The 26669-nt window shown below is 59.7% G+C and carries 19 protein-coding genes; 10 read left to right on the top strand and 9 right to left on the bottom strand.

Annotation, left to right across the window (positions count from 1 at the left end; translation table 11 throughout):
* Window positions 1–178: 178 nt before the first annotated feature.
* From AC1DPX_RS31670 to AC1DPX_RS31660, 3 genes are read right to left on the bottom strand one after another with little or no spacing between them, the layout of a single operon-like run.
* Window positions 179–1156: an FkbM family methyltransferase gene (locus tag AC1DPX_RS31670; protein ID WP_477241704.1), complete on the bottom strand. Its 978-nt coding sequence runs from the start codon at window positions 1154–1156 to the stop codon at window positions 179–181.
* Window positions 1153–2352 (bottom strand): class I SAM-dependent methyltransferase, encoded by a 1200-nt coding sequence (locus AC1DPX_RS31665; RefSeq protein ID WP_477241702.1) that lies wholly within the window; start codon window positions 2350–2352, stop codon window positions 1153–1155. The genes AC1DPX_RS31670 and AC1DPX_RS31665 overlap by 4 nt, the downstream gene beginning before the upstream one ends.
* A 2-nt stretch (window positions 2353–2354) precedes the next feature.
* Complete coding sequence (locus AC1DPX_RS31660; protein WP_477241700.1) at window positions 2355–4805, bottom strand: glycosyltransferase; 2451 nt, start codon at window positions 4803–4805, stop codon at window positions 2355–2357.
* Window positions 4806–5109: 304 nt separating this feature from the next.
* On the opposite strand from AC1DPX_RS31660, the gene AC1DPX_RS31655 reads away from it, so the two are divergent.
* The 3 genes from AC1DPX_RS31655 to AC1DPX_RS31645 all read left to right on the top strand — a co-directional run bounded on the left by AC1DPX_RS31655 (window position 5110) and on the right by AC1DPX_RS31645 (window position 10310).
* Window positions 5110–7581, top strand: a complete 2472-nt coding sequence (locus AC1DPX_RS31655; RefSeq protein WP_477241698.1) for a glycosyltransferase — start codon at window positions 5110–5112, stop codon at window positions 7579–7581.
* A 192-nt stretch (window positions 7582–7773) separates the two neighbouring features.
* Window positions 7774–9762 (top strand): SDR family NAD(P)-dependent oxidoreductase, encoded by a 1989-nt coding sequence (locus AC1DPX_RS31650; protein ID WP_477241696.1) that lies wholly within the window; start codon window positions 7774–7776, stop codon window positions 9760–9762.
* Window positions 9763–9773: 11 nt separating this feature from the next.
* Window positions 9774–10310: a sugar transferase gene (locus tag AC1DPX_RS31645; protein WP_477241710.1), complete on the top strand. Its 537-nt coding sequence runs from the start codon at window positions 9774–9776 to the stop codon at window positions 10308–10310.
* On the opposite strand, the gene AC1DPX_RS31640 is transcribed toward AC1DPX_RS31645, so the two are convergent.
* Both AC1DPX_RS31640 and AC1DPX_RS31635 read right to left on the bottom strand, forming a co-directional pair.
* The gene (locus AC1DPX_RS31640) at window positions 10292–11242 is read right to left on the bottom strand and encodes a UDP-glucose 4-epimerase family protein (protein ID WP_202355239.1); all 951 of its coding nucleotides are present in this window, start codon (window positions 11240–11242) and stop codon (window positions 10292–10294) included. The two genes, AC1DPX_RS31645 and AC1DPX_RS31640, sit on opposite strands and share 19 nt — an antisense overlap.
* Window positions 11243–11259: 17 nt before the next feature.
* Window positions 11260–12612: an O-antigen ligase family protein gene (locus tag AC1DPX_RS31635; RefSeq protein ID WP_477241694.1), complete on the bottom strand. Its 1353-nt coding sequence runs from the start codon at window positions 12610–12612 to the stop codon at window positions 11260–11262.
* Window positions 12613–13103: 491 nt separating this feature from the next.
* Here AC1DPX_RS31635 and cysD point away from each other — a divergent pair, with 491 nt between their 5' ends.
* The 3 genes from cysD to cysQ are packed head-to-tail and all read left to right on the top strand — an operon-like array spanning window position 13104 to window position 16757.
* Entirely contained in the window at window positions 13104–14009 is a 906-nt protein-coding gene (cysD, locus tag AC1DPX_RS31630) for a sulfate adenylyltransferase subunit CysD (RefSeq protein WP_202355237.1), read from the top strand.
* 2 nt (window positions 14010–14011) lie between these two features.
* The gene (cysN, locus tag AC1DPX_RS31625; protein ID WP_202355236.1) at window positions 14012–15949 is read left to right on the top strand and encodes a sulfate adenylyltransferase subunit CysN; all 1938 of its coding nucleotides are present in this window, start codon (window positions 14012–14014) and stop codon (window positions 15947–15949) included.
* 10 nt (window positions 15950–15959) lie between these two features.
* Window positions 15960–16757, top strand: coding sequence for a 3'(2'),5'-bisphosphate nucleotidase CysQ (cysQ, locus tag AC1DPX_RS31620; protein ID WP_202359467.1), 798 nt, complete (start codon window positions 15960–15962; stop codon window positions 16755–16757).
* 14 nt (window positions 16758–16771) lie between these two features.
* Here the strand turns inward: cysQ and AC1DPX_RS31615 are convergent, their stop codons facing one another.
* The 4 genes from AC1DPX_RS31615 to AC1DPX_RS31600 form a co-directional block, all read right to left on the bottom strand.
* A complete protein-coding gene (locus AC1DPX_RS31615; RefSeq protein ID WP_477241690.1) occupies window positions 16772–17914 on the bottom strand; it encodes a DegT/DnrJ/EryC1/StrS family aminotransferase in 1143 nt (380 codons plus the stop codon).
* 262 nt (window positions 17915–18176) lie between these two features.
* A complete protein-coding gene (locus AC1DPX_RS31610; RefSeq protein WP_477241688.1) occupies window positions 18177–19100 on the bottom strand; it encodes a carbohydrate kinase family protein in 924 nt (307 codons plus the stop codon).
* Entirely contained in the window at window positions 19097–19543 is a 447-nt protein-coding gene (locus AC1DPX_RS31605) for an RbsD/FucU family protein (RefSeq protein ID WP_202355233.1), read from the bottom strand. Before AC1DPX_RS31605 ends, AC1DPX_RS31610 begins: the two co-directional genes overlap by 4 nt.
* Window positions 19544–20770, bottom strand: coding sequence for an ROK family transcriptional regulator (locus AC1DPX_RS31600; protein ID WP_202355232.1), 1227 nt, complete (start codon window positions 20768–20770; stop codon window positions 19544–19546).
* Window positions 20771–21039: 269 nt separating this feature from the next.
* Here AC1DPX_RS31600 and AC1DPX_RS31595 point away from each other — a divergent pair, with 269 nt between their 5' ends.
* The 4 genes from AC1DPX_RS31595 (at window position 21040) to AC1DPX_RS31580 (ending at window position 26619) form a co-directional block, all read left to right on the top strand.
* Entirely contained in the window at window positions 21040–22017 is a 978-nt protein-coding gene (locus AC1DPX_RS31595; protein ID WP_477241708.1) for a substrate-binding domain-containing protein, read from the top strand.
* A gap of 161 nt (window positions 22018–22178) precedes the next feature.
* A complete protein-coding gene (locus AC1DPX_RS31590) occupies window positions 22179–23240 on the top strand; it encodes an ABC transporter permease (RefSeq protein ID WP_019857056.1) in 1062 nt (353 codons plus the stop codon).
* Window positions 23237–24019 (top strand): ATP-binding cassette domain-containing protein, encoded by a 783-nt coding sequence (locus AC1DPX_RS31585; RefSeq protein WP_056563740.1) that lies wholly within the window; start codon window positions 23237–23239, stop codon window positions 24017–24019. The genes AC1DPX_RS31590 and AC1DPX_RS31585 overlap by 4 nt, the downstream gene beginning before the upstream one ends.
* A gap of 131 nt (window positions 24020–24150) precedes the next feature.
* Window positions 24151–26619 carry a glycogen/starch/alpha-glucan phosphorylase gene (locus AC1DPX_RS31580; RefSeq protein WP_477241686.1) on the top strand — a complete coding sequence of 823 codons (2469 nt, stop codon included), beginning with the start codon at window positions 24151–24153 and terminating at the stop codon, window positions 26617–26619.
* The last annotated feature ends 50 nt before the right edge of the window (window positions 26620–26669 follow it).

Genomic DNA, 26669 nt, shown 5'->3' with positions numbered 1-26669 from the left:
ACCAAGATCCTCGTCCTTGCCAGCCATTCGCGCGATCTGCTGCGAAAGAATTGCAACCGCATCCTGTGGATGGAACACGGCCGTGTGCGCATGGACGGCCCTACAGATGAGGTCCTGCCTGCCTATTTCGGTTGAGTGTTTTCCAGTCGTCTCCGGTACATAGGCGAGATTCGGTTTGTCAGAGTTTGGTAATCTTGGACCGCCACTTCCGCAGAGATGCGGTCATCTTCCAAGACTTGCTTGATCGCATAAGATCCAGTTCCCTTTGCAACTCTACGACCTGGCGTTGTTCTTTGAGCAATTGCTCCCCAGCGAGCTGCGCTCTAGCCTCCGCCGCCAAAAACTCTGCATGAGACTGCTCGATCTGCTGCTGTGCTAAATCAAAACGCTCTTCAGCGCGCTGCAGTGCACTCGTGACGTGCTCGGTTTGACGTTCGGCAGCTTCGGCCCTGCCGGCCTGGTTCACGTGATTTGCGAAGACAAAGTCATCGAAAACGTTCGGTGGCGCTTGGAACGAAACCCTCAGACTATTGTCGTGCTCTTCAGCAATATACCACTCGTTGAGACCATCAAACCATCGAAGCTTGTAGCCTGATTCCCTAACTAATTTCTGAAAGCGACTTGAATTTCGCTGCGGAGAAAGCGGGCGAGTTGCCTCCACGACTACAATCCAAGGGCGGTGCTTAGGTAAATTAGCTCCCAAGATGACATCCCGTTCGGCGCCTTCAACATCTATCTTGAGAAAATGAACAGTATTGAGATCATATCTACGCCATATACCTTCGATTGTTGCCACTTCGATTTCCGTTGGCTGCGGCGAGGGATGTCCTGCTTTTTCGTGTCTTGCCGCAATTTCTCTGTCAAAAGTGGATAATCCAGTGCCAGCTATACGGTGAATAACTGCCTTGCCTTCCCGAGCCCCCACAGCCAGTTCCAAGTTAATGTCTCGTGGGCGGTTCGCCCTCAAAGATGCGGCATAGAGAGGCTCGGGTTCAATATTTATCCCATTCCAGCCCCGGTCGTAGAAGGCTCGAGTTACCGATCCTTCGGTTGGATCCGCCGCTCCCACATCAATATAAAACCCCACCTCGATGTGCTTAAGGGCACGCCACAGCATGACGTCTTCGAAGTTTTGCGCGTAAGAGATAAAGGTCATGGATGACCGGCAATACGGCGGCTCAAATTTCTGATTGCACGAAAAGCCCTTAGCCCCAGGCGTGCTGTTCCTGCGGCAACGGGTATTCGACGTGCGGCACTCGCAGCATCGCGAATCGGCTTAGTGTAGCGTAACGAACGAGAGCCGCGCAGGACGGCCAACTCATGTTCATAGCGCCTCAACTGTTCGGCCGTTGCCTCGTTTACCCATTGGGTCGGCTTTTCAGTACCGTACGTGCGTGTCCAATCCGCTATCTGGTTTGTCAGAATGCCACTTGCTCGGGTGGCCTCTTCCTTTACCAGTTTTTCGAACGCACGGGAGTGCACGCTCTTTGGCAAGATTTCGGCTATCGGTTTTCTGAGAGCCAGATGAACCGAGCAAAAGAGGTGGCCTTCGTGAAAGAGAACGAGATTTGGATAGGCGTTCTTCTTGTCGGACAAGGATGCTACCTTCTTGGCCTTATCTAGAAAATCCAGAAGAACAACGCGGCTATCGAATGTATCATGAGACGTTGTGTATTGTGGAGTTCCGATCGCCTCCAAGCCCGATGGATCAATAATGAATTCTTGCAGAAGTGATGGTGTAAACAAAATACAATCATCGCTGAACCATCGCTTGTCTAGCGGTCCATCCAGGCGAAACTCTGTGCTTATCACAGCGATTCCACCTGGCTTCAGAATTCGGCCAATTTCTTCGGCAGATGCCGCGACAGACTCCAAAGAACCAAAATGTTCGATTGAGCCAGCGGAGTAGACACCGTCAAAAAAACCTGTTGGAAGCGATAGTACACGCGCGTCGGTATGGACAGGAATTACTGCACCGCGCGGATATTCGTATTCAGAAAATTGAGAGGGGCGAACCATCATACCGGCAGGCGCGACATCGGACCATGGGGTGTTCTCAAGATAGCGATYCGTTGGAAACACCACGCAACCCTTGGCTGCCAATGCGAATGTCGTTTCCTCTGTCCCGGCTCCGATCCCGGCGAGCAAGGCTCCAGGCCGTAAGACGCCATGATCGCTGAGCGCGCGCAACATCATCGCGCATTCCCATTGTTTGGAATCGGGCACTATTTCTGGTCTATCCAGCCCAAAGCGAAGCATCTCGCCCCGCGCAATATCCTCCAAATGCGGCAGTAGAAGGGGGTTGTTGAAATCGGCAATATCAATGATTTTGGTGTAGGGCAAGCTGGTCATATTCACCTGTCACGGAGTATCTCGGTTAAACTCATGTCACCGCTGTGACTTATTTCGTAATGTTTCCTGGCACGAAGGCGCATATCAAGCAGGTGCTGCCGATCAGCTAGCAATTCTATTGCGGACCGAAGGCCCCCTTCTATATCACTTTCTTTGATCGTTGTCCGTGGATCGTATGCGTAACCACTGCCTTCGTTGACGAGCACGGGAGTCCCTAGCGATAGAGCGCGAACGAATATATGGGATAGCTGACCACGTGTTTGAGTTCGAAAGCAGGCAACTGCGTCACACGCTGCGATTTCCGCGTCAAAGTCGTTCTCATATGCAGGGTTGCTATGGATTAGCCTTTCGGCAAGACCGGCACTTTCGAAAGCATTCCTAATCCGTTCAAACAATTCAGTGTCGATAACTTTGCCCACGAGGAAGAAGAATACTCTTCTGCCGTCAGGCGAAACGCGATCTCTTTGGGAGGCGACATTCACTAAAGTTCTTGCTACATCCCAAAGTTGTTTCAGGTCATTCAAGATCAGGCCATGGTGACCGATGACGATATCGTCCATCTGCACCCCGCGACGTATCCTCAACAACCGGGACGCACGATGAACAGCGGGGTTTCGACGATCGTCGATGCCCAACGGAACAAAGTCAAAGTTCTGCTCGATCGCTTGGAGGTCGTTGATAACAGAGCCGGGTTGYCCCGCTTCCAGCAGACGCATTTGTTCGAGTACTGCCTGGGGTAGATGAGACACAGCTCGCACGGGCAAATTACTTAGCCAGCGTGAAGATATGGGAGCTCTCGGACTTACTATTTGATTTCTACCATTGAAAGCAGGATTGAAAACGCAGTCGATCGCGAGTTTGGTTCGACCTTCGTCCGTTTCTTCTGCAGCGATATCTAAAAGCAATTCTTCGATACCGTTTGTCGAAATCTGCATTGCACGCAGTCCATCGAAATAGCGACGCTCGTGTATTAGAAGCACATCGCCCGATTGTGACGCGGTGCGCATTAAACGAATGCCTGCGTGCAGCGCCGATGAAAACGCAAGGTTGAAAATGCCTTTAATTCTTCTAAATTTTGATCCAGTAAACCTTTTGAAGTCAAGATGGGTAAATACCCTGATATTCTCAAGATATGAAATGTTCTCCTGTTCACCCTCTGAAAAAAAGAAGGCGATATTTCCCGTCGCGCTTCTAGCGTACGCTACTGAGTAATCCGCCACGCCACATGACGTTCCAGGAATGGAAGAGAAGATCTTGGCCTGAACCCGTTCCCACCAAGTGTGATACTCAGCTTCCGCGCTTTGCAAAGCATCCGCAATCAACTGCGAGGATGCTCCCCAATGCTCCACATAGGCATTGCGTATTGAATCATGAAATCTATGATCAACAGGTGTCTTCAAAAAATGCTCAAAAGCAGGCAGGTCCAGAGTTTGATTGGTTGGCGGAATCCAAAACACCGCGCTTTCGCGCCCTACCGTGCCTGCCTTCAACAGTTCACGATTTATCGGTATATCCAGGGCGAGAATTTTTTTGCCTAGAAACACGGCTTCCAAGAGGGGGATGCCGAATCCTTCTTCCAGGGATAATTGAGCGATAACCAATGCGCCGGACTGATGAGCGAACTTTTGTTCGTCAGTAACTGAAGCTGTTACGTGTGCGCCCTCTGGAATTAGTCTTGCATGGCGAAGGATATCAAGCTGGTCCTGTTTAGGGGCATTCAATCGTACGCTTATGAGACCGGCCCGTAAAATCTGCTGATATATCCTTAGTGACCCTTCCGGGTTTTTTGATTTGTGGAAGCCTAGAATAGTAAAGAGATTTTTGTTCGGGGCGGAGGCAGGATATTGGTCAAGCGAGAGGTATCGCTCTTCTAGCGTAGGGCACAAAACACTGAGGCGATCATCGCTAATCGCAAGATGTCGGCTCGCTAGGTCACGTACTGTCTGCGATATGCAAATTATGTGGTCGGCCTTGGTTAATCGTGCAAGGCCATTGTAATATTCGTGCCTTACAACGTCGCTGCCAAGGTAAAAATCGGGATGCCTCAGCGGAATGAAGTCGTAGCAAACTGCGGTGACAGGGCACGAAAAAATGTCGAACCTGGCAGGTCCTAAGAATGGCGTGGCATCGATATACGAATCGTAAGCTTCAGCCTCGAGTAGTGCCGACAGATATGCGGTAAACTCGTGAGCGCGCGCTGATTTCTCGCTTGGGTTCCCGCCAAAATTTTCTGGGGAGTGGTTTGCGAAGCGGATGGCGTACCGCTTCAAAAGCGCAGAGTCTGCGTCAAGGTAGCAATCTCGGTACAACAGGATGGTTACGAGGTATCCGGCGGCGTCCAATTGTTCAGCAATATGCGTGACATAACGCCCCATCCCCCGGTCGAAGGCAGATGAGGAATAAACGCGACCATCGACCAGAACGCGCTTTTGGGAAAGGGAATGTGCAGTCATTGTTGGAAGTTCCGCAATCTTGCTCCGAAATGGGTCCTGTGGGCAGATCCTACTGCGTTGCCATACACGATGATTTCCTCGATATCAAAGGTTGAGATGAAGGTGTCGAGCTTGGACAGGCGCTAGCGACAGCTATCACGTCGGCTCGCCGACTAGGGGTCGCTCAGTTGATGTCGCTGACCTGACTTGGCCTGTCTCCATCGCCTGATTTCGTAGGGAAGGACTAATCTGCCCTGGCGAGATGAATTTGACAACCGATAGAGCATTGCAATACCAGACCGCCTCCCGAAGAGCCGGAAAGCAGATGAATAAGAAGAAGCGAATTTTCTGGCTGGGCATGCACAAGGTGTTGTCGCAGACCGAACTTCCTCACCTGCGAGCGCTAGGCTACGAGGTGTTCAATCGGCCTTACCTGAGCGATGTCTACGATCAGTCCGCCGTCTACGATTGGGTTCCACCAGACTCCAGCCTGCCGAAAGAGACCTTGGACATCCTGGGGCGGACTAACTTCTTTTATGATGAGATTTCGCCAGAGGCAGCGGAGGTTCTGAACGGGTATTTTGACGCGGCGATCGTCACCATCAACCCGCTATGGCTGGTGCATTTCTTGAAGGCGTACCATGGCCGAGTCATCTATCGCACCTACGGCCAGCCCTACAGTCTGTCGGATGAACTTATCAATTTGGGAGGGCTGCCGCTCATCACCGAGCGGAATGATTTCTGGTTCATGCCGCACTCCGAAAAGGTGGCCGACATAGAGGATGATTGGCTGACAGCACGCACGACGATCGTTCCCTATTGCCTTACGCAGGACGTCATTGATCTGCGAGACACGTGGGCTATAGAAGCGTCCGTACCGGAACTTGGATTGCTCTCTCCGAGGGTGGTCGACAATTCTTATTACAGCCAGAATTACGGGTACTTGAAGCGCTATTTTCCTGCGAAAGGCTATCGGATTTTCGGTGCGCAAAACGTGCCCGTCCGCGATGAACGGGTGATTGGCACTGTTGAGCGCCCCGAGTTCCTAAGACGATTCGCTGAGATGCGTGGCTTTGCCTACCATTATGAGGAGCCGAACGTCTGCTATTTGCCGCCGATAGAATTCATGACGCTTGGCGGTCCGGTGCTTTTCAAAAAGGGATCCTTGCTCAGCCGGTATTTCCCCGCCGACGCGCCCGGCAGGGTCGACAGCATTGAAGATCTGGTGAAGCGATCGGAGCAATTGAGGAAGGGCGACAGCGCTCTCTCACGCGAACTGATCGAAAGCCAGTATGAGGTCCGCAAACGCTACCAGCCGGAATTTGTGTGGCCCCTGTTCGACCGGGCGATAGGGATGGCACTTGGCGAAGCGGGGGCGAACCGGGCACAGGAATTGATTTATAAGCCAAGCGTGAAAGTGGAAGCGCCGGTCGCCGAAACCGTTCTTGTCGCCTTCCACGGTTTCGGGCCGCTAGTCGTTCGCCACAATGGCGAATACCACTGTTCGGAGGGCATCGCGCGCGTTGTCCGTCAAATCATTCGTGCGATATGCGATCTTGGTTTCAAGGTTGTCGTCACCAGCCGCAAGGAGGACATCGGTCGCATTCACGGCTTCCTCAGTTCCACTGCCGGTCACGATCTGAGGATCATGGTCGTTGAAGAAGATGTTGCCGGCGGCGGAAACGCCATTAAAGTGGTAGGCCGCCTTCGCCAGATTGCAAGGATGCGGCCATTCTCCGCCAATCTCGATCATCTCAAGACGCTCTATCGGACGAGGGATTTCAAAAAGATGCCGCGCGCGCTGGTATCGACAGCATTACTGGCAATTTTTAAAATCCTGGCCAAGGTGGAGCAACAAGTAAATAATATCAAGCTTGCGAACGGCACTATGCCGAGGGCCAGATACGTCGACCTGATCAATGCGGATACAAACATCGATCACGTTCTGATACCGCACTACTACATGTTTCCCGAGCTTGCCCATCTAGATGGGAAGGATATTGTTCTCTATCTTCCCGACTATATGCCCCATTTCTACAAGGATTCGRCCGAGATGGGGGCCACGCAGCAAACCGCCATGATCGGTCAAAAGATGGTCGCGAAGGCGCGCCGCATCCTGACGAACTCCGCGTTCACCGCGTCCTATTTGCCTCAGACCGTCTTGGCCCCGCGGCCTGAGACCATCGCCCACATTCCCTTGCCGTTCCTGAACGACGGTTCAAGTGTCGCCGAATCCCTCGACCGGTTTGGAGCGCTGCCGGCGCACTACGTATTTTATCCCACCAGGAACCGGCCTTCAAAGCGGCTCGTGGATTTCGCGAGGACAGTGGCGATCGTAAACGAGCGGCTGAAGGCGGCCGGAAGCAAGGATCAACTGACCGGGATTTTGACCACGCCTTTGACAGGCAAGTCGGCGGCCGGAGCCGAGGAGCATCTGATTTCGCTTTCGGAGCTGACCGACGCCGAGCTCGGATATCTGTACAAGAACGCGCTGTGCCTGCTGTTTACATCTGAAATGGAAGGGAACTTCCCAACGCAGATCACCGAGGCGCTGCATTTGGGCGTGCCGGTGGTTGCCACCGACATTCCTCTCATTACCTTGGAACTGGGGGATGCATCGGCCTCCCTGGATTTGGTCGATGTCGGCGACTGCGAGGGATTCGCCGATCGGGTTATGTCGATCCTCGCGGATCGCTCCGCTGCAGTGCGCCGGCAGGAGGACGCCAGAGCCCTTTCGTCCCGGAAATTCGCCTATGACAACTTCAAGCGCGGATTGTTTGAGCTGTTCAGGTCTTGATGCATGTCGCCCAAGGGCCTGCCCAACCGGAAATCAAAAAAACTCTGGCGATGGCCGCAACTCCACGCTATGCGGTGATTGCAGCGGGGGCTGAGGGCTAGAACTTCGAAACGAGCGATCGATGAGGGGATGTCATTCGATCGCGCTAGGTTGTACTGTTCGAATCCTTCGCCTGGAGTGTAGTACTGGCCAATGACTTCCTATGTAAAAGCCGTGTCCGGAAGTCGGCCGGAGATGCGGCGCGCGATCATCATGGTCCAGGATATGGCCATGGTTCTGGTTGCGGTGGCGCTTAGTCTCGTCCTTTCCAGGTCAAATCTTTCGTTCGATGCGTTCTCCAACGAAGGCCTCTTCACCTGGGTCGGGATCGTTCTTATCAGTCACCTGCTGTTCAGATATTGCGGTCTCTACACCACGATCTGGCGCTTTGCCTCGACCCCGGACTTTTTCAACATTCTGAAGAGCTGTGCGATTCTGACGGTCGTGCTTTATACTCTTTCGCTGACGTCTCGTTTCTTCCAGCCCGTGGCTGGTCTCAACGAGCGCCAATTCATCGTCTTCTTCCTCGTTTCCTTCACCATCATATCGGCGCCTCGGCTTTTCTACCGATTTCTTCGCGACGGCGCGAGCTGGGGCATCCTCACCCAAAAGGCCGTTGAAGTGCAGGCCAGGCGGGCGCTGTTCGTCGGTCGGCTTGGCGAGGCCGACCTGATCATTCGCTTCACGCGCACGGCAGAGCCGGCCGACTATTCCATCGCCGGCATCATGGCGACAGAGCGCGGCGCGCCGTTGGGCACCCGGATTCAAGGTGTTCCCGTGGTCGCTTCCAGGCCACGCCTGATCGATGTCCTGGAGGACTACGCCGCCGGCACCAAGAGCATCGACCTGCTTATTTTCGGCAGCGGCGTCGAGCATGAGATCGAGGAGTATTCCGAGCTTGTGCGTGTCGCCCGGCATGGCGGCATAGCCGTCCTGCAGTTCTCGAGGCTTTCACAGCTCGGGCAGGAGGGAAAGATCGTTCTCGACGAAGTCGAGATGGAAACGATTCTGCGCCGCCCGACGGTGCCGTCCGATATCGCCCGTATTGGTGCCTTCGTCGGCGGCAAGCGCGTCCTGGTGACGGGAGGCGCCGGATCCATCGGCCGCACGCTGGTCAAGCGGTCGCTGGAGCTGGGGGCAGGGGCGGTGCTGGTCGCTGACAATTCCGAGTTCGGCATCTTCCAGTTGAGCCAGTATGTCGACGAGAAGGACCATGATCGCCTGAAGGTCCGCATTGTCGATGTCGCGGACCGTCGCCAGATGACCCGTGTCGTCACGGAATTCAAACCGGACATCATCTTTCATGCCGCCGCGCTGAAGCACGTCCCGCTGCTCGAGGAGAACTGGGAATCGGCCATCCAGACCAATGTTTTCGGCACGCTTGTCTGCGCTGAGGTTGCCGCCAAATGTGGGGTTCCACAGTTCCTGCTGATATCGAGCGACAAGGCCGTGGATCCGACCTCGGTGCTTGGCATCACCAAGAGAGCCGCCGAGCAGCTTGTCAGCGCCCTGCACGAAAGCCACGCAATCGCGCCGGACGGGCGCCGTTCCGGCACCAAGTTCATAGCCGTGCGGTTCGGCAACGTGTTTGGCTCCAATGGTTCGGTGGCGACCATCTTCCAGGCACAGATCGAGGCCGGCGGTCCGGTCACGATTACCGATCGACGCATGACCCGTTATTTCATGACGGTGGCGGAAGCCGTCGACCTCGTCATCATGGCGGCCGCCGACGCACAGTCTCGTGAAGGCAAGGACGACTATGCCATCTACATGCTGGATATGGGCAAACCCGTGCCGATTCTCGAAGTCGCCGAAACCATGATCCGCATGGCCGGCAAGACGCCCTATGCCGATATCCCGATCCGCTTCACCGGCATCAGGCCGGGTGAAAAGCTGCATGAGACGCTTCAAGGGGCCAATGAAGAGATCGTCACGCTCGACATCGCCAAGATCTTCGGCCTGAGAACCGATGTGGTGGCGTGGCCGACGGTTCAGGCCGGGCTGGCCGCGCTGCAGGCGGCAATGAAGAACCAGGACAAGGCCTCCGCCCTCGGGGTGTTGGCGCAACTCCATCAGCCGGAGCCACCAGCGCCCGAGATGCCGCAGGAAACTGGCTCGAGAACTGTCGGGCAAGCAGGTTAGATACGTTGCAGCTGAAGCGAGCCTTCGATCTCGTCGCGACGGCCCTGCTGTTGTTGGTGACGTCCCCTATTCTGTTGCTCTGCGTCGTTGCGGTGCGGGCATCGTCGCCCGGTCCGGTGATTTTTTCGCAGACGCGAGTCGGTCGCGATGGTGTGTTGTTTCGCTGCCACAAATTGCGGACGATGGTGCAGGGAACGCCGTCCTTGCCCTCGCACGAGGCGCCGGCGAATGCCGTGACCGCGGTTGGACGGACCTTGCGGAAGTTCAAGCTCGATGAGCTGCCGCAATTCTGGAATGTTCTGCGCGGCGAGATGAGCCTGGTCGGGCCGCGCCCTTGCCTGCCGACACAGACGGAGCTGATCGAGCGTCGCAGGCGGCTGGGGGTTTTGGCGGCACGTCCGGGCATTACCGGCATGGCGCAGATCAGGGGCATCGACATGTCGAACCCTCGGCTGCTGGCTGAAACGGATGCCGCCTATCTCAAGGCGGCGTCGTTCTGGCTCGACCTTCGCATCCTGTTTGGCACGCTCTACCGCAATGGCGGTTGAACATCTCTGAGCCGCGCTATCTCGGCCAGCCGTTCCAGCGTGCCGGTTTCCGGCAGCCAGCCTTCGGATACGAGAAGGGAAGGGGCGCATATCTGTGTCGCGGTCAGGCTGTCCCAGGACGTCCGCTTGCCCAGGAGGATCGCGGCTGCCCGCAGCGGCCCGGCCGGCACGGCCATCAGGCGCGCCGGCCGTCCGAAACCGCTGCGAAAGGCGCCGACAATGTCGGCGATCGAGACCGGCGGCACATCACTGGCAAAATAGATCGGGCGCAACGGTTCCGAATGGCTGAGCAGGTGCCACACCGCGTCTGCCGTCGATTGCGACGACAGCAGCGAGCGGGTTCCCGTCAGCGCGCCTGTCGGCAGCGGCAGGCCCGTATCGGCCAGGCGCATCAGCGTCGCCAGGTTTCCTTTCATGCCGGTTCCGTAGACCGGCGGCAGCCGCAATGCGGTGGCGTCGGAACGGCCACGCGACGCATAGGCGTCCAGAACCCTGATCTCTGCGTCGCGCTTCGAACGCCCATAGGCGCATTGCGGATCGGGGATCGTGTCCTCGTCGATCGTTGCGCTGACGCGCGCGCCGATCACGGCGCGGATCGAGGAGAGCTGGATGAACCGTCCGCTTGCCTGTTCGGCAGCCGCTTGCGCCAGCCTTGTGCTCAATTCCGCATTGGCCGCCTGAAAATCGGCTTCGGTGGCGTCGCCTTCATCATTGTTCAGGCCCGCGCAGTGAACGACATCCGTAACACCCCTGACAAGCGCCAGGAAGGCAGCCGTCGGCGCGTCGAAACCGGGCATTTGCATGGCGTCATGTCCCGGACCTAGCCTCTGCGGGTAGCGGGACGCGAGGCGAAGCTCGGCACCCGCCGCGCGAAGCCGATTGACTACCTGACGGCCGATGAAGCCTGTCGCGCCTGTGACCAGGACTTTCATTGGTCTTGCCCAGACTGCTATCGGGTGGATCGAAGCGCCCGGTCTTCCATTGCTGGAAGAAGGGCGTCTTCCGTCACAGGCGGCAGCACTCGCTCTTTCGTCTCGGGCGCAAGCGCCTGGTCCTGTGGCAGCGGAGCCTGACGGCCCGAGGCGAGATACGTTCCCGACACCAAGAAGACCATCAGCACAGAGTCCAGAATGTCGTGACCAATCAGGATGCCTGTCATCCCGGACGTGAGATAGGTGATCACCACGACGACAATCATTGTAGCGCCAAAGCGCTCGATCGGATCGGCGCTGTTTCGCAAAACCACGGCGGCATTCCTGGCGGCAACGACAAAGATCGCCGCCAGCGTCACGGCACCCAGGAGTCCCGCCTGCACCAGGGCGGTGAGAAAGCCGTTATGGAAATGATTGAAGCCTGCATCCATCCCGAACTGATCGCGGAAGCCCTGTTTTATCAAGGTCTGGGTGGCCCCCACTCCGTGTCCGAACAAAGGCATCTCGCGAAACGCCTTCAGGCCGATATCCCACACGGCGAATCGCAATCCGATAGGCGTCGTGTGGTCGCCATTGGTGGCGAGCGCGTCCAGGTCGGAACGCATGAAGTCGACACGCCCGGATATTGTCTGGAAGCCGAAAGCCGCGATCACGGCGCCAGCCGCCAGCAACAGCACCAGCAAGCGAATGGCGTTCCTCCCTTTCAGCCTATGCTGGTTGATCAGCAGAACGGCGACACCGGCAATCAGCACTGCCACCCAGACAATGCGGCTGCCGGAGTAGATGATGGCGATCGTCCCGCCAATTGCCGCGCAAATGAGGGCGATCCGATGTCTCGCGATATCCGACAGGGCGCCGGCCACGCAGACCATCACGGCAAGGCAGAGCACCTCCGCAAACACGATTGCATTTCCAGCCCCACCCTCGGCGCGGATACCAAGCCAATGTTGCTGGAAGATCGCCAGAAGCAGCGCGACAAAACAGGCCGCCATGCTGCTCAGCACGATGATACGCACCAGCGTTGTCTTGTGCGTAATGCTCCAGGTCGAATAGGAGATGGGGAAAAACAGGAAGGTCACGAGCGGGATCAGGTGCAGCGCATCCCTGGCGATCGCGTTGTTGACAAGGGACGCCACCAGATTGGCCGCGCAATAGGCATAGATCGCGATCGTCATCGCCATCATCGCCGGGTCGATGTTGAAGCGTCTTTTCCTGAAGGCGATCAGCAGGACGGACCACAGGGCACCACCATTGAACACGAAGCTGACCACCGACCCCAGAACCGGTGGGAAAAAGAAGCAAAGGGTGGAAAAGTAGATATTGATCCGCGAAGGCGTGAGTTGCAGTCTTGCAGACGAAAGCCGGGTCAAGTTTCGGGCTCGCTATTCTCGAGTAGCTCTATGCGGCACATCCAGTTCGACGGAACCGAATGTGCTCGCGTTGAAATTTGCCCATGCCTGATGACGCATCTTGCCCGCTTCCGCAGGTTGTATAGCGGCTGGGCTGTCTTTTCGATAGTGCGGCGGAGCTTGTCGTCGCCTAAAATCGGTTGCCCATGCCCAACGATGGGGAGGGGCTCAAGAAGCGTTTGTTGTGATGGTCTGCCGGGCAATTTTTTCCTAGCATTTTCCTGGTTGCAAGCTTCGCGAACAGAAATTTCCGGGTTCTGCCAAAAGCATGGAAAAATCATTCCCGAACTGACCGGTGCCGGGCTCGTCTTGCATTGTTCTGCCGTGCGCCGATCTGCTAGAACGCCCGCAAGAAACACTTTGTCCAGAAGCGAAGCTTGAAACCGGGCACAAAGCTCGATGATTTGACGCAAGGTCTTCTGTCGCAAGGCACGAGAGAACGCTTACAGTCCATGACAATTGCGCTTACGCACCTGCAGCGGCTTGAAGCCGAGTCCATCCACATTTTCCGCGAGGTTGCGGCCGCCTTCGCCAAGCCGGTCATGCTCTATTCGGTCGGCAAGGATTCATCCGTGCTGATGCATCTGGCGATGAAAGCGTTCTATCCCGCCAAGCCGCCGTTCCCGTTTCTTCATGTCGACACCACCTGGAAATTTCGTGAAATGATCGCTTTTCGCGATCAGATGGCGCAAAAACTCGGCTTCGACCTCTTGGTCCATGTCAATGAAGACGGTGTGCGCGACAACATCAATCCGTTCGACCACGGCTCGAACACCCACACCCATGTCATGAAGACCGTGGCGCTGCGCCAGGCGCTCGACAAATACGGTTTCGATGCCGCCTTTGGTGGCGCCCGCCGCGACGAGGAGAAGTCGCGCGCCAAGGAGCGAATATTCTCGTTCCGCAACGCCCAGCATGTGTGGGATCCGAAGAACCAGCGCCCCGAAATGTGGAAGATATTCAACACCCGCATCGCATCGGGTGAATCGATCCGCGTCTTCCCGCTGTCGAACTGGACCGAGCTCGATATCTGGCAGTACATCCTGCAGGAGAACATCCCGATCGTGCCGCTCTATTTCGCCAAGGAACGGCCGGTGGTGGAACGCGACGGGATGCTGATCCTCAAGGACGACGAGCGCATGAAACTGCGTCCCGGCGAGACGGTGGAGAACCGGCTGGTGCGGTTCCGCACGCTTGGCTGCTATCCGCTCACCGGCGCGATTGAGTCCGATGCCGACACGCTCGAAGCCATCGTCGGCGAGATGCTTACCGCGCGCACTTCCGAGCGGCAGGGCCGCCTCATCGACCGTGACGAGGCAGGCTCCATGGAAAAGAAGAAGCGCGAGGGGTATTTCTGACCATGCGTCACATCATGGCAAAAAGCCTCGCCCCCACCGACAGCGTCCGCGACTACCTGGCCGCGCAGGAGAAGAAGTCGCTGCTGCGCTTCCTGACCTGCGGTTCCGTCGATGACGGCAAGTCGACGCTTATCGGCCGCCTCTTGTCCGATACCAAGCAGATCTTCGAGGATCAGCTCGCCGCGCTCGAACGCGATTCGCGCAAGCACGGCACGACCGGCGATGACATCGATTTCGCGCTGCTGGTCGACGGTCTCGAGGCCGAGCGCGAGCAAGGCATCACCATCGACGTCGCCTACCGCTTCTTCGCCACGCCGAAGCGCAAGTTCATCGTCGCCGACACGCCCGGCCACGAACAGTATACGCGCAATATGGCGACAGGGGCTTCGACAGCCGATCTGGCGATCGTGCTTATCGATGCAAGGCAAGGGGTGCTGCGCCAGACCAGGCGTCATTCGATCATTGCCTCGCTGCTCGGCATCCGTCACATCGTGCTGGCCGTCAACAAGATCGATCTCGTCGATTTCGACCAGGCGGTCTTCGACCGGATCGTCGAGGACTACGGGCAGTTCTCGCGCGATCTCGGCTTCCAGACCATCGTGCCGATCCCGATGTCGGCCCGCTACGGCGACAATGTCAGCGGCCGCTCGCAGAACATGCCGTGGTATTCCGGGCCGACGCTGATCGAGCACCTCGAGACCGTTTCGGTCGAAGAGGCTGCGGTCGAGCAGCCGTTCCGTTTCCCGGTGCAGTACGTCAACCGCCCCAATCTCGACTTCCGCGGCTTTGCCGGCACGATCGCGTCAGGCGCCGTTGCGCAAGGCGACGAGGTCGTCGTCGCCAAATCCGGCAAGTCCTCGCATGTCAAACGTATCGTCGCCCATGGCGGCGATCTCAAACAGGCGGTGGCCGGACAGGCCATCACGCTTGTTCTCGACGACGAGGTCGAGGTCTCCAGAGGCAATATGCTGGTTTCGCCGGCGGCCAGGCCGCAGGTCGCCGATCAGTTCGCCGCCAACATCGTCTGGTTTGACGAGCATGCGCTGCTGCCGGGCCGCTCCTACATCCTGCGCACTGAAACCGACCAGACCAGCGCCACCGTCACCGACCTGAAATACCGCATCAATGTCAACGACTTCGCCCATGAGGCGGCCAAGTCGCTTGAAATGAATGAAGTCGGCATCTGCAACATCTCGACACGGGCGCCGATCGCCTTCGATCCCTTCGCCGAAAATCGCACCACCGGCGCCTTCATCCTGATCGATCGCATCTCGAACGCCACCGTCGGCGCGGGCATGATCGTGCACTCGCTGCGTCGTGCCGAGAACATCCATTGGCAATCGCTCGATGTCGGCAAGCGCGTCCGCGCCGACATGAAGAACCAGCGGCCTGCTGTGTTCTGGTTCACCGGGCTTTCCGGCTCCGGCAAGTCGACCATCGCCAATCTGTTCGAGAAGAAGCTGTTCGCCACCGGCCGCCACACCTATATCCTGGATGGCGACAATGTCCGTCACGGGCTCAACCGCGATCTCGGCTTCACCGATGCCGACCGCGTCGAGAACATCCGCCGCGTCGCTGAAGTGGCCAAGCTGATGGCCGATGCCGGGTTGATCGTCATTGTCTCGTTCATTTCGCCGTTCAGCGCCGAACGGCGCATGGCGCGCGAACTGATGGCCGATGGCGAGTTCATCGAGGTGTTTGTCGACACGCCTTTCGAGGAGTGCGCCAGGCGTGATCCGAAGGGCCTCTACGCGCGCGCGCTGAATGGCGAGATCAAGAACTTCACCGGTGTCGATTCGCCTTACGAAGCGCCGGAAAAACCGGAGATCCATCTCAAGACGCTCGGCAAATCGGCCGAAGAGATGGTAGATGCCCTGGAACACTGGCTGAACGAGCGTGACATTGCCGAAGACCAATATGACAATGGCGGCGGTATCTGACGACAGGTCGATGCTCGACACCTTCGAGCGACTGGCCCTGGCGGCCGGGCGCGAGGTCATGCGCGTGTTCCACGCCGGCTGCGCCGTAGACCGGAAATCAGACGCCTCGCCGGTGACCGAGGCGGACCGCGAGAGCGAGAAGATCATCCTTGCCGGCTTGCGCGCCGCATTTCCCGACATCCCCTGCGTGGCCGAAGAGGAAACGGCGGCAGGGATCATGCCGACCGATCTCGGCGACACTTTCTTCCTCATCGACCCGCTCGATGGCACCAAGGAATTCGTCAATCGCCGCACTGACTTTACCGTCAACATCGCGCTTGTCCGCCATGGCGTGCCGGAAGTCGGCGTCGTCTTCGCACCTTGCACCGGCCGCTTCTTTTCGGGACGGCCGGGCAGCGCGGAAGCGCTGGAAATCAATGGCGACTATCAGATCGTCGGACGCCGGCCGATTTCGGTGAGAAGGGCCGCATCGCCGCTGGCCGTGGTTGCCAGCCGCTCCCACAACACACCCGAAACCGAAGCCTATATTCGCGACCTCGGCGCAGCTGAGATCGTTTCCGTTGGGTCTTCCCTGAAATTCTGCCTTCTGGCCAGCGCCGAGGCGGATGTCTATCCGCGCTTCGGCCGGACCATGGAATGGGACACCGCAGCCGGCGACGCGGTACTGCGCGCGGCGGGCGGCACGACACGCACGCTGGACGGCAAGCCCCTGGCCTACGGCAAACGTGACCAGGCCGATGACGAGGATTTCGCCAACCCGCATTTCATCGCCAGTGGCAGGGCAGGGGCCGGCGGCAGCCCAGCCTGACTTGCTGCTGCCTTTTACTCCGCTGCGGCCTGCGCCGAGTTCGAGCCGATATAGTTGCGGATCGTCTCGATGATCTGGTCCTGGTCGGCTTCGCTGAGATAGGGGTGCATCGGCAGGCACAGGATGCGCTTGGGCAATTCCTCCGAGACGGCAAGACCGGTCGGCGTGCGCGGGTAGTCGCTGTAGGCGACCTGTGCATGCAGCGGCTTGACGTAGTAGATGACGGACGGAATGCCCTTTTCGCTCAGGTGCGCCTTCAGGCCGTCGCGCTTGGGCGTCTCGATGGCGTACTGCGCCCAGGCCGAGCGGCTGCCGTCGAGGTTGCGGGCCGCCGTGACGATATCGCCAAGCCCTTCGGCATAGCGGTTTGCCACCACCTGGCGCGCCACCATCTCGTCTTCGAGAATGGCAAGCTTTTCGATAAGGATCGCGGCCTGCAGCGTGTCGAGCCGCGAATTGATGCCGACGCGGACATTGTCATATTGCGTCTCGCCCTTGCCGTGGAAGGCGAAGGATCTGAGCTTGTCGGCCATCTCGTCGTCATTGGTGAACATCGCGCCGCCATCGCCGTAGCAGCCAAGCGGCTTGGCAGGATAGAAGCTGGTCGAGCCGACATGGGCGAACGCACCGCACATTTTGCCGTCAAGCGACCCGCCCATGGACTGGGCGGCGTCCTCGATCACCAACAGGCCTTCGCGGCTGGCGATCGCCATGATCGCATCATAGTCGGCGGCGAGGCCGAACAGGTCGACCGGGATGATCGCCTTCGGCCGCAGCCGGCCTTCCTTCTTGATCATGGCGATGGCCGCCTCGAGGCTGGCGATATCGATGTTGTAGGTCACCGGGTCGACATCGACGAAGACGGGTTCCGCCTTGGCCAGTGCCACCACTTCGGCGGTGGCGGCAAAGGTGAAGCTCGGCACGAACACCGCGTCGCCCGGGCCGATGCCGGCGGCAAACAGCGGCAGCAGCAGCGCATCGGTGCCGTTGGCGCAGGCCACCACATGCTTGGTGCCGATATAGGCGGCGAGTTTCTTCTCGAACTCCGCGACCTGCGGACCCAGGATGTAGCGGCCGTCCTCGACGACATGGTCGATCGCGGCCTTCAGCCGGTCGCGGATGCGTTCGCGCTGCGCGCCAAGATCGATGAACTGCATGTCAGCCTCAAAAACGATTTTAACCAGGCGGTCTAGCCAGATAACGGCCCGCTGGTACCAGAGTTGTGCTTGCCGAGAAAGCCGGACAGCCAAGGCAGCCAATTGCCTGGATATCGCAGTCTGTTACCTCCGATTTCCTGCGTATATCAGCAAGATGCCGGAAATCCGGGCTTCGTCGGGCGCGTTTGCGCCTTTATAGTCCCGCCGGGCGGCCCCGCGAAACATAAAGTGATCGGCTGGCTCAACTTAAGGTGAGCACTGCTCAGGCGATTTCATGCCGCCACGGCGGATTTGCGCCGGCGCGTGACACGGTCACCGCCGCTGCCTTGGCGCCAAGCGCCAATGCCTTGCGGATGGCGTCTTGCGTAAGGTCGCCGATGGCCGCCTTCGTCAGCAGGCCTTGTTCATGCAGCGAGGCGAGGATGCCGGCGTTGAACGTGTCGCCAGCACCGACCGTGTCGACCACCTCGACCTTTTGCGGCATCACGGTGACGGTGTGGTCCTTGGTGTAACCGACGGCGCCTTCGCTGCCATGGGTCACGACGATCAGCTTGGGTCCGCGGTCGAGCCAGTTGCGGATGACATCCTCATGCGAGCCGGCTTCGCCGAACCAATGGAGGTCTTCGTCAGACAGTTTCACGATGTCGGCCATCGCCATCATCTCGCGGATGCGCCTGAGGTGCTTGGCCTTGTCCGGGATGAAGTTCGGCCGGATGTTGGGGTCGAGCATCATGACGCGGCTTGCATGCTCGCGCCGCATGAACTCTTCATATGCCCCGCCTGCGGGCTCCGAGATCAGGCTGATGGCGCCGAACAGCATGGCCTCGATCTCGTTGCCGAGCGACGGCAGGTCATCGATCGTCAGCATGCGCCCCGCGGTGTTCTCGTCGTAGAACGTGTAGGTCGCCTGACCATTGGTGAGCCGCACGAAGGCGAGCGTGGTCGGCCTGGACGAGGTATGGGCATAGGTGGAGCTGACCTTGCTTGCGCCCAGCGCGTCCCTGAACTGGCCGCCGAAAAGATCCGACGACAGGCCCGAAAAGAAGCCGGCCGGCGCGCCCAATCGGCCAAGCGCGATGGCCGTGTTGAACACCGCGCCGCCGACATAGGGGGCAAATGCCGGCTCACCTTGCGTCGTGATGCGCGGCAGCATGTCGATCAGGGCTTCGCCGCAGCAGAGGATCATGGCGTCTTGGTCTCCGGCGGATAGATCACGCCCTTGCGGATGATGATGTTGGCGTAAAGCCTGGGCTCGCTTGTCGCGACGATGGCATGCGCCGATTTGACCCGTGCATAGAAGTCGGCGCCGGCCAGCGCAACCACCTTGCGGCCCGGCGCGCGCCTGGCGCAGATCGCCTCGATCTCGTGATGGACCGGATCGGCAATCGAGGGATTGCCTTTGACCGATGCGCGAAACAGGGCTTCCGGAACGGCGTCGTCGACCGGCAGCACGCTCAGGATCGCATCGAGCACCGGGATAAGATGATGGCCGTCGGCGCGGACCAGGCGCCTTGCCTGCTCCTCTGCCGGATAGTTTCCGTCGACAAGGGCGATCTCGTCGCCATGGCCCATGGCGCGCAGTGTCGCCAGCAGGTCCGGACCGAGCAGCGCCGGGATTCCGATCAGCATTCAGGCGCTCCTGGAAATCGTCGTCGAGCCAATCAGGAAGCGTTCGGAAAGCGGCAGGCTGGCGCCGCCGAGCGCCCGGGCGTGGATGCCGACGGTTCCTTCGCGAACGGTGGGAAGTTTCAGGCCTTCGCCATCGATTGTGGCGATGGCGGCGACAATGGCATCGACCAGCCGGCGGCGCACCGCCTGCGGCATCCAGCCGTCGACCACCGCCGCCTCGAAATCGATGACCGAGGATGCGGCGACGATGGCATAGGCGAGAGCCTGCGAAGCGCTGGCGATCCAATCGTCGAGCTCGGCGCCGATCTCGCCCCAGTCCTCCGGTGAGGTCCATAGGTGCGAGGCCTCGACGCCGCGGGCATTGAGCGCTTTTTCCAGCATGGCGATCGACGCCACATCGATCAGCTGGGTCGGCTTGCCGTCCGGTCCGGGCACTGGCATCGAGCCGAGCGCGCCGGCATTGCCGGTCGGGCCGCCGAACAGCCGGCCGTTGAGCACGATGCCGCCGCCGGCGAAGGCGCCGATATAGAAATAGACGAAGTCGCGCGCGCCGCCCGCCTGGCCGAAAACGAGCTCGGCGCCGCAGGCCGAAGTGGCGTCGTTCTGCAGATAAACCGGAAAATCGCATTGCGCCTGGATGTCGGACCTGATGTCGCGGTGGCGCCACTCGTCCATGACATCGCGCGGCGCACCTGCGGTGTCGGCCCAGTTCCACAGTTCGAACGGCATGGCGATGCCGAGGCCGGCGATGCGCTTGTCCTGCGCCGGCGTCAGTTCGTCGCGCATCTTCTTCATGCCCGATGTGACGAATTCAACTGTCTCGCGCGGTGCCGGATAGCGATAGGAGTGCTGCAGCATCGAGCGCACGTGCCCAAGAAAATCGATCAGCACCAGTTCCGCGCTGCGGCGGCCGATCTTGAGTCCGATGAAGAAGGCGCCTTCCGGATTGAGCGCCATAGGGATGGAGGGCTGGCCGATCTTGCCGCGCAGCGGCGCCTGGCGCACGAGCAGGCCTTCTTCCTCCAGTTCGCGCATGATGACCGAAACCGTCTGCGCCGAAAGTCCGGTCATGCGGGCGATGTCGGATTTCGCCAGGCTGCCATGCTGACGCACCAGCGAGAGCACCAGCCGCTCGTTGTGATCGCGCATGCCGCTCTGGTTGGTGCCGCGGTGAATCAGGCTGTCATTCGCTTCGGGCGAACCGTGCCTCGCAGTGGCGGTCTCCACCCTAGTTCCTCCCGTCGTTTCCCCTCAATGCTTTTGGGCCAGAATGAGTGAACGACGCAAGGCTGTCAATAATAAATAAGAGTGATTTAATTATTGACAGCGCCTTCGGTCTGGTGTCTGTTGAGGGGGCGTCCACGCTGGGAGAAATTTCGTAGGATGCACCGTAGATGCCGGTGGCCGGCATCCGGAATGGTTCCACTGGGAGGAAGATCGTGACCAATACAAAATTGTTGAAATCGACCGTGTTTGCCGCAGCCGCCCTGGGCGTGATGGCGTTTGCATCATCGGCCTCCGCGGCCGGCGTCGGCGCTTGCCTGATCACCAAGACCGACACCAACCCCTTCTTCGTCAAGATGAAGGAAGGCGCGACCGCCAAGGCCAAGGAACTCGGCGTCGACCTCAAGACCTATGCCGGCAAGATCGACGGCGACAGCGAGAGCCAGGTGGCCGCGATCGAAAGCTGCATCGCCGACGGCGCCAAGGGTATCCTGATCACCGCATCCGACACCAAGGGCATCGTGCCGACCGTCAAGAAGGCGCGTGACGCCGGCCTGCTGGTGATCGCGCTCGACACGCCGCTCGACCCGATCGACGCGGCCGATGCGACCTTCGCCACCGACAATCTCGAGGCCGGCAAGCTGATCGGCGCCTGGGCCGCGGCCACGCTCGGCGACAAGGCCAAGGACGCCAAGATCGGCTTCCTCGACCTGACGCCGTCGCAGCCGACGGTCGACGTGCTGCGCGACCAGGGCTTCATGATGGGCTACGGCATCGACGTGAAGGATCCCAACAAGATCGGCGACGAAACCGATCCGCGCATCGTCGGCCACGACGTCACCAATGGCAATGAAGAGGGCGGCCGCAAGGCGATGGAGAACCTTCTGCAGAAGGACAACACCATCAACGTCATCCACACCATCAACGAGCCGGCTGCCGTCGGCGCCTACCAGGCGCTCAAGGCCGTCGGCCTTGAAAAGCAGGTGCTGATCGTCTCCGTCGACGGCGGCTGCCCCGGCGTGAAGTCGGTGACCGAAGGTGTGATCGGCGCAACGTCGCAGCAGTACCCGCTGCAGATGGCAGCGCTCGGCATCGAGGCGATTGCCGCCTTCGCCAAGGACGGAACCAAGYCGAAGCCGACCGAAGGCAAGAACTTCTTCGACACCGGCGTCAACCTGGTGACCGACAAGCCGGCCAACGGCGTGAAGTCCATCGACACCAAGGAAGGCCTCGCCAAGTGCTGGGGCTGATGCTGGTCTGACCGGCAATTATCGAACTCGAGCGGTCGGGGGCTTGATCCCCGGCCGCTTCGGGTGGACGATGGGTCGCGTGACCGCGAACAATCCCGGCAACAGACCGGAAAGGCGTGGACGGGCGTCGGCGCTAGGCTGACACCTCACGGGGAGGAAACATGGCTCAAGCTCAGGAATTCGAGAAGGTTCTCTCGGGCAGCGACACCAGCGTTGCCGCGTTCGACGAACACAAATCGGCAGTCAGGCGCGTCCAGCACTTCCTGCATTCGACGCCGGCGGCGGTGCCGCTGATCGTGCTGGTCCTGTCGATCATCATCTTCGGCATCACCATTGGCGGGCGGTTCTTCTCGTCCTACACGCTGACGCTGATCCTGCAGCAGATCGCCATCGTCGGCATTCTGGGTGCTGCGCAGACACTTGTCATCCTGACCGCCGGCATCGACTTGTCGATCGGCGTCATCATGGTCATTTCAGCCGTGATCATGGGCAATTGCGCCGTCAGTTACGGCTTGCCGAGCGTGGTTGCCGTGGCGCTCGGGCTAGCCGCCGGTGCTGCCTGCGGGCTGCTCAACGGGCTGCTGGTCGCCTACATGAAGCTGCCGCCTTTCATCGTGACGCTGGGCACCTGGAACATCGTCATGGCCACGAACTTCATCTATTCGGCCAATGAAACGATCCGCGACACCGACGTAGACACCCAGGCGCCGCTGCTGCATCTGTTCGCCCTGAGCTTCAAGGTCGGCACCGCGGTGCTGACGCTCGGCGTCATCGCCATGGTCGCGCTGGTGCTGCTGCTTTGGTACGTGCTCAACCACACCGCCTGGGGCCGCCATGTCTACGCCGTCGGCGACGACCAGGAGGCGGCCAAACTGTCGGGCATCCAGACCAAAAAGGTGCTGGTGACGGTCTACACGCTTGCCGGGCTGATCGCCGCTTTCGCCGCCTGGGTCTCCATCGGCCGCAACGGGTCGATCTCGCCGTCGGCGGCCGTCACCGACTACAATCTGCAAGCCATCACCGCGACGGTGATCGGCGGTATTTCCCTCTTCGGCGGGCGCGGCTCGATCCTGGGCACGCTGTTCGGCGCGATGATCGTCGGCGTCGTCTCCATGGGTCTCAACATGCTGGGCGCCGACCCGCAATGGAAAGTGTTGCTTACCGGCGTGCTGATCATCGGCGCCGTGGCGGTCGACCAATGGATCAGAAAGGTTTCGGCATGACCCAGGAGCCAATCCTCACCGCGCGTGGCCTGGTCAAGCGCTACGGCCGCGTCACCGCGCTCGACAATGCCGACTTCGACCTCTATCCCGGCGAAATCCTTGCCGTGATCGGCGACAATGGCGCCGGCAAGTCGTCGCTCATCAAGGCGATTTCAGGCGCTGTCGTGCCCGACGAGGGCGAAATCCGGCTTGAAGGCAAGACCGTTGCCTTCAAGTCGCCGATGGAAGCCCGCGAAGCCGGTATCGAAACCGTCTACCAGAACCTCGCGCTTTCGCCGGCCCTGTCGATCGCCGACAACATGTTCCTCGGCCGCGAGATCCGCAAACCCGGTTTCCTCGGCCAGTGGCTGCGCATGCTTGACCGCCCGGCCATGGAAAAGCGCGCCCGCGACAAGCTCACCGAACTCGGCCTGATGACCATCCAGAACATCGGCCAGGCGGTGGAAACGCTCTCGGGCGGCCAGCGCCAGGGCGTGGCGGTGGCGCGCGCCGCGGCCTTCGGCAGCCGCGTGGTGATCATGGACGAGCCGACTGCGGCCCTTGGCGTCAAGGAGAGCCGCCGTGTGCTCGAACTGATCCTCGACGTGAAAAAACGCGGCCTGCCGATCGTGCTGATCTCGCACAACATGCCGCATGTCTTCGAGGTGGCCGACCGCGTTCACATCCATCGCCTCGGCCGTCGCCTCGCAGTCATCGATCCCAAGCAGTATACGATGTCCGATGCCGTCGCCTTCATGACCGGCGCCAAGGCGCCTCCTGAGGCGGCGCTCGCCGCCTGATTGTCAAATTGCCGCAGGGTAAGCCGGAGCACGTTCATCTAAATCGATTGAATATATGCTGCAATGCAGTAACATAGGCTGGGATGAATGGTGAAAGCCGGTATGATCGTTGCAACCGCACGAGAGGCAGCATGACGCGCGCAATGACATCCGAAACCCTTCCGCCACTGCTCGAAAATCCTGATCCGAAGACACTCGCAAGGGAAGTCTTGGTGGCCCTCAAATACCGGGTCGGCAAGGACACAACCGTTGCGACCCAGTACGACTGGCTGACCGCCTCGATCAAGGTCGTGCGCGACCGCATCGTCGACCGCTGGATGCAGGCGACCAAGGAGGCCTATGACCAGCAGGAAAAGCGCGTCTACTACCTGTCGCTGGAGTTCCTCATCGGCCGCCTGATGCGCGACGCCTTCTCCAATCTCGGCCTGATGGACAATATGCGCGAGGCGCTGTCGTCGCTCGGCGTCGACCTCGATCTGATCGCCGCGCTCGAACCCGATGCCGCGCTCGGCAATGGCGGCCTTGGCCGGCTCGCAGCCTGCTTCATGGAAAGCATGGCGACCGTCGACATTCCGGCACATGGCTATGGCATCCGCTACGCCAACGGCATGTTCCGCCAGGAGATCCATGACGGCTGGCAGGTCGAACTGCCCGAAACCTGGCTCGATCACGGCAACCCCTGGGAGTTCGAACGGCGCGAGCGCTCCTTCGAAGTCGGCTTCGGCGGCTCGGTGGAGTCCATCACGTCAAAGGACGGTCGGCTCGAGCGCCACGTCTGGAAGCCGACCGAACATGTCCTGGCTGTCGCCTACGACACGCCTGTCGTTGGCTGGCGGGGCAACCGCGTCAACACGCTGCGGCTGTGGTCTGGCATGCCGGTCGATCCGATCCTGCTCGACAAGTTCAATGCCGGTGACCACATCGGCGCGCTCGCCGAAAGCAACAAGGCGGACGCGTTGTCGCGCGTGCTTTACCCCGCCGATTCCCACATGGCCGGGCAGGAGCTCAGGCTGCGGCAGGAGTACTTCTTCTCGACCGCATCGCTGCAGGACATCGTGCAGCGTCACCTCAGCCAGTATGGCGACCTGAAGTCGCTGCCCGACAAGGCGGCAATCCACCTCAACGACACCCACCCGGCGATCGCCGTGCCGGAGCTGATGCGGCTGTTGATGGATGTCCACGGCATGGACTTCGACCTCGCCTGGAGCATCACCAAGCGCACCTTCGGCTACACCAACCACACGCTTCTTCCCGAGGCGCTGGAAAGCTGGCCGGTGCCGCTGTTCGAGCGGCTTCTGCCGCGCCATATGCAGATCGTCTACGCCATCAATGCTCAGGTGCTGCTGGAGGCGCGCGCCACCGACCAGTTCTCGGGCGAGCAGATCAGCCGCATTTCGTTGATCCAGGAAAATGGCGACCGCCGCGTGCGCATGGGCAATCTGGCCTTTGTCGGCTCGCACTCGATCAATGGTGTGTCGGCGCTGCACACCGAACTGATGAAGGAAACGGTGTTCGCCGACCTGCACAAGCTCTATCCCGATCGCATCAACAACAAGACCAACGGCATCACGCCGCGGCGCTGGCTGATCCAGTGCAATCCCGGGCTGACCTCGCTCGCCCGCGAGGCGATCGGCGATCGTTTTCTCGATGACATCGACGCCATCAAAGGGCTCGACAACTTTGCCGACGACAGTGCGTTCCGGGAGAAGTTCGCCGGCGTCAAGCGCCAGAACAAGGCGCGGCTGGCCAATCTCGTCGCCGACCGGCTCGRCATCAAGGTCGACCCGTCGGCGCTGTTCGACATCCAGGTCAAGCGCATCCACGAATACAAGCGCCAGCTCCTCAACATCCTTGAGGCGATCGCACTCTACGATCAGATCCGCTCGCACCCCGAACGTGACTGGATGCCGCGCGTGAAATTCTTCGGCGGCAAGGCGGCGCCCAGCTACCACAACGCCAAGCTGATCATCAAACTCGCCAATGACGTCGCCAAGGTCATCAACCGCGATCCGGCGGTGCGCGGCCTGCTGAAGGTGGTGTTCGTGCCGAACTACAATGTCAGCCTGGCCGAGGTGCTGATGCCCGCCGCCGACCTGTCCGAGCAGATCTCAACCGCCGGCATGGAAGCGTCGGGCACGGGCAACATGAAGTTCGCGCTCAACGGCGCGCTGACAATCGGCACACTCGACGGCGCCAATGTCGAGATCAAGGAATGCGTCGGCGACGACAACATCTTCATCTTCGGCCTGACCACGGCCGAGGTCGCCGAGCGGCGCAACAATGGCTACAACCCCCGGGCCGTGATCGAGGGCTCTTCCGAACTGGCGCAGGCGGTCGCGGCGGTTTCCTCGGGTGTCTTCTCGCCCGACGATCCCAATCGCTACCGCGACCTGATCAACGGCCTCTATGACAGCGACTGGTTCATGGTCGCCGCCGATTTCGACACCTACGCCGCCGCCCAGCGCGATGTAGACGCTGTCTGGCGCAACAGCCCGGACTGGTATGCCAGGGCAATCCGCAATGTCGCGCGCGTCGGCTGGTTCTCGTCCGACCGCACCATCCGTCAATACGCGAAAGAAATCTGGAACGTGCCTGCCTGATGTGATTGCATGAGGCCACGAACAATGTGGTCCCGGTGACGTGGGTTGAA

This window comes from Mesorhizobium sp. 01N446, from assembly GCF_056399285.1.
This window is presented reverse-complemented; position numbering and strand designations above follow the sequence as displayed.